General features: G+C 49.2%; 10 protein-coding genes. 9 read left to right on the forward strand and 1 reads right to left on the reverse strand.

The window, feature by feature from the left end; translation table 11 throughout:
* Window positions 1-19: 19 nt before the first annotated feature.
* Genes BLQ44_RS09905 through BLQ44_RS09940 form a run of 8 tightly spaced genes read left to right on the forward strand, consistent with a single transcriptional unit; the run spans window position 20 to window position 10324 of the window.
* On the forward strand, window positions 20-784 hold the full coding sequence (locus BLQ44_RS09905) for a sirohydrochlorin chelatase (RefSeq protein ID WP_245688145.1): 765 nt from the start codon (window positions 20-22) through the stop codon (window positions 782-784).
* A complete protein-coding gene (locus tag BLQ44_RS09910; RefSeq protein ID WP_093193733.1) occupies window positions 759-1370 on the forward strand; it encodes an NAD(P)-binding protein in 612 nt (203 codons plus the stop codon). Before BLQ44_RS09905 ends, BLQ44_RS09910 begins: the two co-directional genes overlap by 26 nt.
* Window positions 1367-2236: a uroporphyrinogen-III synthase gene (locus BLQ44_RS09915; protein WP_176757490.1), complete on the forward strand. Its 870-nt coding sequence runs from the start codon at window positions 1367-1369 to the stop codon at window positions 2234-2236. Before BLQ44_RS09910 ends, BLQ44_RS09915 begins: the two co-directional genes overlap by 4 nt.
* Window positions 2202-4010, forward strand: a complete 1809-nt coding sequence (locus BLQ44_RS09920; protein ID WP_093193735.1) for an assimilatory sulfite reductase (NADPH) flavoprotein subunit — start codon at window positions 2202-2204, stop codon at window positions 4008-4010. Before BLQ44_RS09915 ends, BLQ44_RS09920 begins: the two co-directional genes overlap by 35 nt.
* Window positions 4011-4038: 28 nt before the next feature.
* Window positions 4039-5754, forward strand: coding sequence for an assimilatory sulfite reductase (NADPH) hemoprotein subunit (cysI, locus tag BLQ44_RS09925; protein ID WP_093193736.1), 1716 nt, complete (start codon window positions 4039-4041; stop codon window positions 5752-5754).
* On the forward strand, window positions 5751-6680 hold the full coding sequence (cysD, locus tag BLQ44_RS09930; RefSeq protein WP_093193737.1) for a sulfate adenylyltransferase subunit CysD: 930 nt from the start codon (window positions 5751-5753) through the stop codon (window positions 6678-6680). Before cysI ends, cysD begins: the two co-directional genes overlap by 4 nt.
* 1 nt (window position 6681) lies before the next feature.
* Window positions 6682-8505: an adenylyl-sulfate kinase gene (gene cysC / locus BLQ44_RS09935; protein WP_093193738.1), complete on the forward strand. Its 1824-nt coding sequence runs from the start codon at window positions 6682-6684 to the stop codon at window positions 8503-8505.
* A gap of 43 nt (window positions 8506-8548) precedes the next feature.
* A complete protein-coding gene (locus BLQ44_RS09940; RefSeq protein WP_093193739.1) occupies window positions 8549-10324 on the forward strand; it encodes an SLC13 family permease in 1776 nt (591 codons plus the stop codon).
* Between the two features lie 100 nt (window positions 10325-10424).
* Here the strand turns inward: BLQ44_RS09940 and BLQ44_RS16550 are convergent, their stop codons facing one another.
* Window positions 10425-10577 carry a hypothetical protein gene (locus BLQ44_RS16550; RefSeq protein ID WP_176757491.1) on the reverse strand — a complete coding sequence of 51 codons (153 nt, stop codon included), beginning with the start codon at window positions 10575-10577 and terminating at the stop codon, window positions 10425-10427.
* A gap of 271 nt (window positions 10578-10848) precedes the next feature.
* Here BLQ44_RS16550 and BLQ44_RS09945 point away from each other — a divergent pair, with 271 nt between their 5' ends.
* Window positions 10849-12021 carry a hypothetical protein gene (locus BLQ44_RS09945; RefSeq protein WP_093193740.1) on the forward strand — a complete coding sequence of 391 codons (1173 nt, stop codon included), beginning with the start codon at window positions 10849-10851 and terminating at the stop codon, window positions 12019-12021.
* The last annotated feature ends 30 nt before the right edge of the window (window positions 12022-12051 follow it).

The following is a 12051-nucleotide window of genomic DNA, read 5'->3' on the forward strand; positions in this document are numbered from 1 at the left end:
TATGCAGGGAGTATTATATGTGAGTCATGGAAGTCGAATCGAAGAGACAAGAGACGAAGTGGAACGCGTCGTGAAAGACGCAAACAGCGGTGTGAATGCTACACTTCACGAGCTGTGTTACTTGGAAATCGCTTCTCCGAGCATCGAAGAAGGAGCAGATAAATTGATAGCGGACGGTGCTGATCGGATAGCGGTTGTCCCGATGCTCTTGTTCAGTGCCGGTCATTATTACTCGGATATTCCGGAAGAAATAGAAATTCTTCAGCGTAGGCATCCGCGCGTCACCTTTACATACGGAGAACCTCTCGGTGTACAGGAAGCTTTGATAGATACGCTTGCATCCCGGTTGAAGGAACACAAGGGAAGAGATGCGTTTCTACTTGTTGCGCGGGGGAGCAGGAATCCGGAAACGAAACAGGTGATAGAAACAATTCGAAAACGCCTCGAAGGAAAAACAGGAGGCATGCGAGGAGAAGTCTGCTATCTTGCTGTTCTGGAACCGACGTTCGAAATGGGGTTGGAAGACGCAGTAATAAAGCATCCAGAAGGATTGATTGTTCTGCCATGCCTTTGGTTCACCGGCCGTTTGATCCAACACATTGAAAAGGAAGTCGGAGCGTTGAAGGAGGAAGGGTGGAAGGTAGACACTGCCCATTATCTCGATAATCACCCGTTCATCATCGAAATCCTGCGAAACCGTGTACGGGAATCTATAGACAAGGAACCGTTTTTTCCCACAACGGAGAAGGGGGAAGTTCATGAGCCATCTGCCACTCAACATTGATGTGAAAGGGAGGCGAATTATCATCGTCGGAGGTGGGCCAGTCGCTGAGAAGCGTGCGAAGGCATTTCTGGGAACAGGAGCTATGATCACTGTAGTAAGTCCGGAAGTCACCCCTACCCTGGCGAACTGGGCGGGAGAAGAAGATTTACACTGGTTAAGAAAAGAGTATGAACCAGAAGTTGTGAATGGTGCGTTCCTTGTGGTAGCTGCGACAGGAGTACGAAGTGTGGATAGGGAAGTGAAAGAAGCCGCAAAAGAAGTTCCACTTGTGAATATAGCAGGAGAGGCAGAATACGGGAATACGCACTTCCCTTCTTATCTCTCCCGCGGACGACTTTCGATTGCGGTGTCTACCGATGGGGCGAGTCCGGCTCTTGCTTCTCGTATCAGACACCGACTGGAAGAAGAATTTGATGAAGATTACGCAAGGTACATAGATTTTCTGTATCTTTGTCGGATGAAAATAAAAGAGTTACGACTCTCCAAGAGAAAGAGGAAGGAAGTTCTTGAAGAGATTCTTGATGAAAAGTACGAGAAAGAAAGAGAGCAGGAGCGTATGGTGGCATGGTTGGAGGGGATCACGTGAACAGTTTGAAAGACAAAAGAATAGCTATTGCTGCAGATAGGCGTGCTTCAGAACTTGGAGCGCTCATTGAGAATTTTGGTGGAACGCCCGTTTATACCGCTATTCAGGGAGAGCGGCAGCTGCATGATAATCGTATTCTCGAAGACGTTCGTATCCTGTTGGAACGTGATTTTGAATGGGTTGTTTTGACGACAGGCATCGGGGTTCGGGCACTTGAGGAGGCAGCTCGTAAAGAGGGGATGTATGGGGCTTTCATCGAAAAGATGAAGACTACGAACATTGCCGTACGTGGAAAGAAAACGCAGGCCCGACTCAAGGAAATCCAACTCAGGGCTGATGTCGTCTCCGAAGATGGAACCATGAAAGGAGTGGTGCAACAGCTTGAGATAGAATCGGGAACAGCTTTTTTTCAGGCTTACAATGTCGATGATGAAGCTTGGAGAGAAACGTTCGAAAAGTCATTCAAAAGCGTATATCTGTCTACTCCCTACGAATACAAGAGACCATCAGAAGTCGTGAGAGATAAGTTGAAAAGAAAGATCTTGAACGCCGAAGTTCAAGCCGTTTTATTGACCAGTAAAAACCAGGTAAGAAATCTTTTCGAAGAAGAGGCTTCTCATGCTGAACTGATCACCTCTCTGAATAACGAAGTGAAAGCGATAGCCACAGGAAAAGTGACAGCACAGGAACTCGAGAACTTCGGGGTTCGGAAGGTATTGTTCCCGGAAAATCAGAAAATGGGAGCCATGGTTGTGGAGACGGCCCGCTACTTTGAAGCAAGTAATGATAAGGGGGAAAGGGAACATGCGAGACAAACAGGAGGTGGAAACGGTGCAACTCGAAGTGATGAACAGTCCATTCAATGAAAAGCAGGCCGACCTTTTAAACCAGTTGCTATCTTCGATGACGGAAAATCAGAAAATTTGGCTGAGTGGCTATCTTGCCAGTGCTCCGGTCCTTACAGCGGAGACACCACCGGCGACAGATTCAGGAAAAGATGAGAAGACAGAAGCAGGGAAGCGGACGATCACCATTTTGTACGGATCCCACACAGGGAACTGTGAAGAACTCGCAGACCAATTATCACAGAACCTGAAGAATAAAGACTTTCAGGTGACGGTTTCTTCCATGGACGATTTCAAAACGAAGAACCTTAAGAAAACGGAAGACCTGCTCGTACTGACGAGCACGCACGGCGACGGTGACCCGCCGGATAACGCCATGACGTTTTATGAATTTCTCTTCAGCAAGCGTGCACCTGAATTGACAGACGTGAGATATTCCGTGCTTTCTCTTGGAGACAGTTCGTATGAGTTTTATTGCCAGACAGGGAAAGATATCGATCGAAGACTTGAAGAGCTTGGTGCAGAGCGATTATACGAAAGGGTAGACTGTGATCTTGATTTTGAGGAGCCCGCAGAAGCATGGAAAGATGGGGTGCTCCAAAAGCTTGATGAAGAGAGTGGCTCCGCTCCAGTCGAAGGCTTGCCGGAGAAGAACGAGGCGGGCATAAGCCCTGTTTACTCAAAAGCGAATCCGTTCCGTGCGGACATTCTCGAGAATATCAATCTGAATGGGCGTGGCTCGAATAAGGAAACCCGTCATATCGAACTGGATCTAGAAGGGTCAGGAATCGACTATGAGCCGGGGGATAGTCTGGGGATTTTGCCGGAGAATGACGAGACGCTCGTCGATGAGCTGATTCAGGAAATGAGCTGGGACGGGGAAGCTTCGGTGACGATCACCAAAGACGGAGAAATCCGCTCAGTAAAGGAAGCACTGTTATCCGTTTATGAAACGACAGTATTGACGAAGCCGCTGCTTGAGAAAGCCTCTGCTTTTACGGATAACGATGAATTGAAAGAAATCCTGGCTGATCCGGAAGCCGTCAAATCATATATTTACGGACGCGACTTATTGGATTTTGTACGGGATTTCGGGCCTTGGGAAGTGCCGGCTGAAGAATTCCTATCGATACTCCGTAAACTTCCAGCCCGTCTCTATTCGATTGCAAGCAGCAGCGCAGCGAACCCTGATGAAGTTCATCTCACAATTGGAGCTCTGCGTTATGAAGCGAACGGCAGACAGAGAAATGGCGTTTGTTCCATACAATGTGCAGAACGGGCAGGAGCAGGAAGTACACTCCCTGTATTCGTTCAGAAAAACCGTAATTTCCGCCTGCCTGAATCAGGAGATACAAAAGTCATCATGATCGGTGCCGGTACCGGTGTAGCCCCGTACCGGGCGTTTCTCGAAGAACGTGAAGAAAGGGAGGACGAAGGGGAGAACTGGCTATTTTTCGGGGAACAGCATTTCGTCACCGATTTCCTTTACCAGACCGAGTGGCAACGCTGGAAAAAAGACGGCCTGCTCAGCCGGATGGATGTGGCTTTTTCGAGGGACACGGAAGAGAAAATTTACGTACAGGACCGTTTGTGGCAACAGCGGGAAGAAGTATTCCGTTGGCTCGAAGACGGAGCGTATATATATGTGTGCGGTGATGAATCACGTATGGCGAAAGATGTAGAAGGGGCGCTTAAGGCGATTGTGGAGACGGAAGGGAAAGTTTCGAGGGAAGAAGCGTCTGATTATATAAAAACACTCCGAACAGAAAAACGATACCAGCGGGATGTGTACTGAACCGCTGCAGGAAGAAAGGAAGAGAGAAATGTCTGAGAAACAGCCGGGACCACCGAGTGATATGGAGAAATTGAAGGAATCAAGTGACTACCTGAGAGGGTCCCTCGTCGAGAGTTTTCAGGAACCACTGACCGCGAGTATTCCGGAAGGGGATGCGAAACTACTGAAATTCCACGGCAGTTACATGCAGGATGACCGTGATCTGCGTCTCGAGAGGAAACAGCAGAAACTCGAACCCGCCTACCAGTTCATGACGAGAGTGCGGGCCCCGGGCGGCGTAGCGACTCCTGAGCAGTGGCTCGTCATGGATGAAATAGCCAATAAGTATGGAAATGAGACGCTGAAGCTGACGACGCGCCAGGCTTTTCAGACGCACGGGGTATTGAAATGGAACATGAAGCCTCAGATACAGGCAATCAATGAAGTGCTTATGGATACACTTGCTGCCTGTGGAGATGTGAACCGAAACGTAATGGCCGGAGCCAATCCATACCAGTCGGAAGTACACGGCGAAGTATACGGGTGGTCGAAAAAATTGAGCGATCACCTTTCTCCACAGACTAACGCTTACCATGAAATTTGGCTCGATGAAGAGAAAATTGTCGATACCAGATCGGAAGAGGAAATTGAACCCATGTACGGCAAATACTATCTTCCGAGGAAATTCAAAATCGGGATCGCTGTTCCCCCATCGAATGACGTGGATGTCTATTCCCAGGATCTCGGATTCATTGCGATTGTGGAGGAAGGAAAACTGAGCGGTTTCAACGTAGCGGTCGGGGGTGGCATGGGGATGACGCATGGAAACACGAACACGTATCCTCAGCTCGCCCGTGTCATCGGCTTCTGCAAACCGGAAAATATCGTAGACGTGGCAGAGAAAGTCATCACTATCCAACGGGACTACGGCAACCGGTCCGACAGGAAGAATGCCAGATTCAAATATACCATCGATAAGCGTGGACTCCCGTGGGTAAAAGAAGAGCTCGAACAACGCCTGGGATATGGACTCGAGGAAGAGCGTCACTTCCATTTCGATCACAACGGAGACCGGTATGGCTGGACTGAAGGAAACGGGGAGTGGCACTTTACACTGTTCGTTCAGAACGGTCGGATCAAAGATGAAAAAGGCTACAAGCTAATGACGGCTCTCCGTGAAATTGCAAAAGTCCATGAGGGAGAATTCCGATTGAGTCCGAACCAGAATCTCGTTATTGCCCGCGTATCGGATGAGAAAAAGGCGGAAATTGAAGCACTGGTCGAAGACTATGGACTGACCGATGGCAGTTCGCATTCGGCTCTCAGGAGAAACTCGATGGCCTGTGTCGCAATGCCTACGTGCGGACTTGCGATGGCAGAGTCGGAAAGGTATTTGCCGACACTGATCGACAAACTCGAGGACATCCTTGATGAAGCAGGTCTCCGTGAAGAGGAGATTGTGATCCGTATGTCTGGATGCCCGAACGGCTGCTCAAGGCCGGCTCTTGCAGAAATCGGGTTTATCGGGAAAGCCCCAGGCAAATACAACATGTATCTCGGCGGCGGGTTCACCGGGAACAGGTTGAACCGTCTGTACCGGGAAAGTATCGGAGAAGAAGAAATCCTCGAAACCCTGCGTCCTCTGTTCATCGAATATGCAACGGAAAGAGAAGAAGGAGAACGGTTCGGTGATTTCGTCATCCGTAAAGGACACATAAAAGCCGTATCCTCAGGGCTCGATTTCCATTCGGAGGTGAACGTATGAAAGTGAAAGCTCAAGCGAAGAATCAAGAAGCCGCCCTAACTCATCTGGATAGACTGGAAGCTGAAGCTATCTATATCATCCGCGAAGTCGCAGCGGAGTGTGAGAAACCGGTCATGCTGTATTCGATCGGGAAAGACAGCTCGGTAATGCTTCATTTGGCGATGAAGGCCTTCTATCCCGAGAAACCTCCGTTTCCGTTCATGCATATCGATACGACGTGGAAGTTCAGAGAGATGATTGAATTCCGTGATCGAAAAGCCAGAGAACTTGGCATCGACATGATTGTCCATACTAACCGGCAGGGTGCGGAAGAAGGCATCAACCCTTTCGATCATGGGGCGAATTATACCGATATCATGAAGACCCAGGCGCTGAAGGAAGGGTTGGATAAATACGGATTTGATGCAGCCTTCGGCGGGGGACGAAGGGACGAAGAGAAGTCACGTGCTAAAGAAAGAGTCTTTTCATTCCGTAACGAGAACCATGCCTGGGATCCGAAGAATCAGAAACCGGAGATGTGGAAGTTGTACAATACACGGATCAACAAAGGCGAATCAATGCGTGTCTTCCCATTATCCAACTGGACGGAAAAGGATATCTGGCAATATATCCGGAAAGAGAACATCGACATCGTACCTCTCTATTATGCGAAAGAACGACCGGTCGTCTACCGCGAAGATAACATCGTAATGGTCGATGATGACCGGATGCGCTTCGAGCCGGGAGAGGAAGTCGTAAACCGGAAAGTCCGTTTTCGTACCCTCGGGTGCTACCCGTTGACCGGTGGTATCGAGTCTGAGGCGGAAACGTTGGATGAAATCATCGAAGAGACACTCGGGGCGGTATCGTCGGAACGCACGAGCCGAGTAATCGATCAGGAAGCGGCCGGGAGCATGGAACGCCGGAAGAGAGAGGGGTATTTCTAACATGAAAAGTCTGCTGAAATTCATTACGTGCGGGAGCGTGGATGACGGAAAGTCCACGCTCATCGGGCACATGTTGTATGATGCGAAACTTCTGTTTGCCGATCAGGAGAAGGCGCTTGAACTCGACAGTAAAATCGGGAGCCGCGGAGGTGACATCGATTATTCGTTGCTGCTCGACGGACTGATGGCTGAACGGGAACAGGGAATTACCATTGATGTCGCCTACCGTTATTTCACCACGGACGACCGCTCATTCATAGTAGCCGATACACCCGGTCACGAACAGTATACAAGAAATATGGCCGTCGGAGCTTCTTTTGCCGATCTCGCAGTGATTCTCGTCGATGCCAGCAAAGGGGTCATCTCCCAGACGAAGCGCCACGCGAGAATCTGCTCGTTGATGGGAATACGGCACATGGTGCTGGCCGTCAACAAAATGGATCTCATCGACTACGACGAGGAAGCTTTCAGTAACATCAGACGCGACTTCGAAATGTTCCTCTCCACGTTTACAGATGTAGAAGCGACGGTGATTCCTGTATCCGCCACCGAAGGCGATAATATAACGGAAAACTCATCAAATACACCGTGGTACGACGGTCCTTCACTACTTACATATCTTGAAGATGCGGACCTCACCAAAGATGAAGGGGAGGTACCGTTCGTCATGCCGGTTCAACGGGTCTCCCGTCCAGGGAATCACTTCCGTGGATTCCAGGGACAGATCGAGTCCGGTCAGATTCGTCCGGGAGATGAAGTGCTTACGCTTCCAAGCAGAGAAAGAGCAAGCGTCAAGAGTCTTCTGGTGACGGATGAAGAAGTGGGAGAGGGGGTTGCAGGGCAACCGGTGACCGTGCAACTGGACCGGGAAGTGGACGTCTCCCGAGGGAACGTGCTCACCAACACAGATCTTCCGGTCACGGACCGTTTCACCGCAAGCCTTCTCTGGATGGATGATGAGCCGCTGACGGAAGGGAAGAATTTTCTCGTGAAAGCCGGGACGAAGACGATTCCGGGGACGGTAGTCGCCATCCATTATAAAACGGATATCAATATCGGGAACCAAATCAAGGTATCGCGAGGAGAGAAGAACGAACTCCTCACCATTGAAGTTGTCACAGCGGAAAGGAGTGTATTCGACACCTTCCGCAGCAACGAAACATTGGGAGGTTTCATCCTGATCGACCGTGTAACGAACAGCACTGCAGCAAGCGGCGTCATCGAAGAAACGATTCAAAGATCTCCGAATACGGTTTGGGAAGACACTTCTGTCACCCGCGATTTACGAGCAGGACAAAAAGGCCAGAATCCGGTCACCCTCTGGTTCACAGGATTATCAGGCTCAGGGAAATCAACACTGGCAAGTGAGGTAGAAGAACAACTTGTACGGGAAGGTTATCATACGATGCTTCTCGACGGAGACAACGTACGCCATGGTTTGAACGGAGATCTCGGTTTCGATCCCGGCGACCGTTTCGAAAATATCCGCCGCGTTGCGGAAGTCTCGCGTCTTATGAATGAAGCCGGTTTGATTACACTGACCTCGTTCATCTCTCCGTATCGAACGGATAGGGAGAAAGCGAAGGGAATCATCGGAGAAGCATTCGTGGAAGTTTACGTCAGCACTCCTCTTCAAGTGTGTGAAGAGAGGGATGTGAAAGGGTTGTATAAAAAAGCGAGAACCGGAAAGATTTCCGATTTCACAGGAGTATCGGCTCCGTATGAACCACCTGTGAATCCAGATGTGGAAATTGATACGACTGACGTTCCGCTTGAAGTAGCGGTAAACAATGTGCTGAAAGAAATCAGGAAGTACCTGGAATAGAAGGCGTTTGTCGTGTTGACATGGAAAAGGGGCTTTTAAGTATATGACGATAGAGATGGGGTTGGTTTTTGGTATTGTCGGACTTATGCTGATAGGTCTCATTATGGAAGTGGGACGGCCGGAGTTGCTCGTGCTGATGACTCTTTTCGTTTTCATCGTATTCGGTTTCATTTCTCCTGAGGAGGGGCTCGCTGGGTTCTCCAATCAAGGAATGCTGACCATCGGTTTGCTGTTTATTGTCGGAGGTGTCCTCGAGAAAAGCGGACTTGCAGAAAAGCTCGTCTCCCGCCTCCTCTCAGGTGCAGGAACGGAAAGAAAAGCCAGAGGTCGTCTTCTGCTGCCACTGGCTGGAATGTCAGGGTTTCTGAACAATACACCATTAGTAGTGACGCTGACACCGGTCGTCCGCAAATGGTGTGAAGCTCACAATCTTGCCCCATCGAAATTTTTGATTCCCTTGTCTTATGCAGCAATTCTCGGAGGCACGATGACGCTTATGGGGACATCTACGAACCTTGTGATCCACGGGCTGCTTCTTGATTTTGATGAAGGAGGGTTCCGTTTCTTCGATTTGGCGATTGCGGGGTTGCCTGTCACAATCGTCGGATTGGTTTACCTTCTTCTGTTTGCTCCTGTGCTGCTTCCGGATCAAAGGAAAGAAGAGGACGAAGAAGAGACACAACCGAGAGATTTCCTTAGTGAGCTTCGCATTCAGCCTCATTTCCCCTATTCAGGAAAGACTGTCCGGGAGGCGGGGCTTGGCGATTTGAAAGGACTGACCCTTATAGAAATAAAGCGGGGGAATAAAAAGATTTCTCCCGTTACCGGAGAAACAATCGTTTTAAACGGAGATCGTCTTTTTTTTACCGGTGTGATAAATTCGATAGCGGATCTCGGAAAACGTCGTGGATTGCTTGTTGATACAGGGACTGATCTTAGCATCGCCGATTTGAAGAAAGGGACGAACAAATTGAGAGAAGGCATTGTTTCCCATCAGTCATCTCTTTTGGGGCGAACGGTGAAAGAGAATCGTTTCCGACAGACATATGATGCTGCTGTTGTAGCAGTTCATCGTAACGAAGAACGGGTGGAAGGGAGAATAGGGGATATCCAACCGAAAGCGGGTGATGTGTTACTGATGGTCGCAGGCGAGTCTTTCGATAATCGGGCGAAAAGGCATCGTGACTTCTATGTGACCTCTCCTGAAGGGAAAGAGAAATTTTATGAAGATGATCGCACTGGATGGAGCACTCTTCTCATTTTCATTTGTGCGCTCATCTGCGTAATGAGCGGATTCCTCAGTATTTTCGAAGCGATGGCCATGGCCGTCGCTTTGCTGCTCACGTTCCGTCTCGTATCTCCGGAAGAAGCATTGAAGATGATTCAGTTCAAGGTGCTTGTTCTTATTGCAGGAGCTCTCGGAATCGGGAATGTCATCATCGAATCTAAAGCGGCAGCATGGATGGCCCAAGAGCTTTCGGTAGCGATGGAACCCTACAATGTAATAATGATCCTGGCAGTTCTATATGGTACGACAGCGTTACTGACAGAAATAGTTACAAACAATGCCGCGGCAGTCATCATGTTTCCTGTCGCATATCAAATCTCTGAGGGGATCGGTATGGACCCGATAGGTATGGCGATTCTCATTGCCATAGCTGCATCTGCAAGTTTTCTTTCTCCCATTGGATATCAGACGAACTTGATTGTTCTCGGTCCTGGTGGCTATCGCTTGAGAGACTACTTGAAAGTAGGATTGCCGCTTACTATTTTGACATCTGTCGTTACCATCGGGATTATCTGTAATTATTATATGTAGGGGACAATCTTTAAGAAAAACAGCGCCTTCTCTCCTGGAGGGAAGACGCTGTCTATTTTTGTGTCTGCTTTTTCTTTTTCATACGGTGGTGGATGACCTGCTACTTCCGTTTACTGCTTCGCCGTAACCATTTCCCGCTTCTTGTCCGCTTGGCACGCTTGGCTTCTGCCAGTTCCTGTTGTTTTTTCCCTTCCGGTGTCTTGCGGAAGTCCTCTTCGAACTTCTCACGGGCTCTTGTATACAGCAAGGTCATCGTACTCCCTCCTTTCCCAGGGAAGTTTCGGAAAGGGTGGAAGGGAGGAATCGATCCTTCCCTTCAGAGTCCGTCCGGAATGGGTGGGGCGTTCAAGGGGGAATAGGCTCCGGATAGGTATCCCTTTCTTCTATATAAATTCCCTCTGTGTATACCGGTTCAAACCAGATTCCACACTATTAGTATATGCAGAAGTTTCCCTTTCTATGATTATGTTTATTTCTTTTCTATTAGGCAAAAGAAGAGAAGGGATGGAGAAAGGAAGGTCGTCATGGACACACACAGAAAAATCATCGGCATCGTTGCGGCACCTGGTTACTCGGACAGAATCGGAGCAGGACTGGAGGAGGCTATGCCTGAACTTCTCGATTACTATGTCGATCACAGCACAGAATGGATCGTGGAGAGCGACATCGATTCCCTTACCGGTGTCACAGAGAAGACGGAAGAAGTGATCGCTTCCCTTCTTGAGAAAAAAGAAGACCGGGGATGGGACATGGCGATCTGCCTGACGGATCTTCCACTTTTGTACGAAGGAAAGCTGGTTATTGCAGAAGCGAATGAACAACGGGGAGCAGGACTTATCAGTCTGCCGGGACTGGGTGCGACGCCTCTGATCAAAAGGCTCCGTGAGGCTGTCCTTCATCTGATCAGTGAAATGCATGATGGCAGTACGGATGAACAGAGGAAGAGAGTGGGAGAACGGTGGGAGCGAAAAAGCACACCGCCTTCCACCTTGAAGAAGAAAGATCCGATGATGCTGATCCGGAAGCGGGGATTCGATCGTCTCTCTCCGATTTACCGCTCCGTGACAAATGACGAAGATAATAACATTGATGTCCGCTTCCACGTGGAATCCAGACCCCGGGGAGCGCTCCGTATGGTCACAGGTATGGTCCGGGCCAATCGTCCGTGGCGGATGTTCCCGTCTTTCTTCCGCATGGTTGCAGCTTCGTTCGGTATCGGTTCCTTCTGTCTGGTTTTTCCTACGCTCTGGATGCTCAGCAATCACTATACGGTACCGAGAATCGCAGGGTTAGCTTTGATGGCCACTGGGCTTCTGACTGTCTGGCTCATCGCCGCTCATAAATTATGGGAGAAACCGAAAGAAGCGCACTCTGCTTATCTCAGCAGGTTATACAATGGAACGACACTGCTCACGCTGTTGACTGGTGTCCTGTTTTATTACGTATTATTATATATTTGTTTCCAGGGCATGGTGCTGCTTATGGTACCGCTCGATACCGTCGATTCCGAAGTGACAGGAGAATTGAAGCCGAAAGCCTATATTTATATGGCCTGGATCACTGCAAGCGTATCGACGATTCTCGGAGCGCTCGGAAGCACGCTCGAAAAAGAGGAAACGGTACTCGACGGAACGTATGGATATCGTCAAAAGGAACGATATGAGTGGGCGAAGGAACAGGAGAAAAAGAATGGATGAAAATCATAGAGAAAGCCGGTCCCTATCGTA

Origin of the sequence: Salimicrobium halophilum (genome assembly GCF_900100295.1) — a bacterium.
In the GTDB taxonomy this organism is placed as follows: domain Bacteria; phylum Bacillota; class Bacilli; order Bacillales; family Halobacillaceae; genus Salimicrobium; species Salimicrobium halophilum.

Excerpts from the sequence above, each read along its gene's own strand:
- BLQ44_RS09940 (WP_093193739.1), top strand. The coding sequence starts at position 8,549 with ATGACGATAGAGATGGGGTTGGTTTTTGGTATTGTCGGACTTATGCTG.
- BLQ44_RS16550 (WP_176757491.1), bottom strand. The coding sequence starts at position 10,577 with ATGACCTTGCTGTATACAAGAGCCCGTGAGAAGTTCGAAGAGGACTTC.
- cysI (WP_093193736.1), top strand. The coding sequence starts at position 4,039 with ATGTCTGAGAAACAGCCGGGACCACCGAGTGATATGGAGAAATTGAAG.
- BLQ44_RS09910 (WP_093193733.1), top strand. The coding sequence starts at position 759 with ATGAGCCATCTGCCACTCAACATTGATGTGAAAGGGAGGCGAATTATC.
- BLQ44_RS09945 (WP_093193740.1), top strand. The coding sequence starts at position 10,849 with ATGGACACACACAGAAAAATCATCGGCATCGTTGCGGCACCTGGTTAC.
- cysD (WP_093193737.1), top strand. The coding sequence starts at position 5,751 with ATGAAAGTGAAAGCTCAAGCGAAGAATCAAGAAGCCGCCCTAACTCAT.
- cysC (WP_093193738.1), top strand. The coding sequence starts at position 6,682 with ATGAAAAGTCTGCTGAAATTCATTACGTGCGGGAGCGTGGATGACGGA.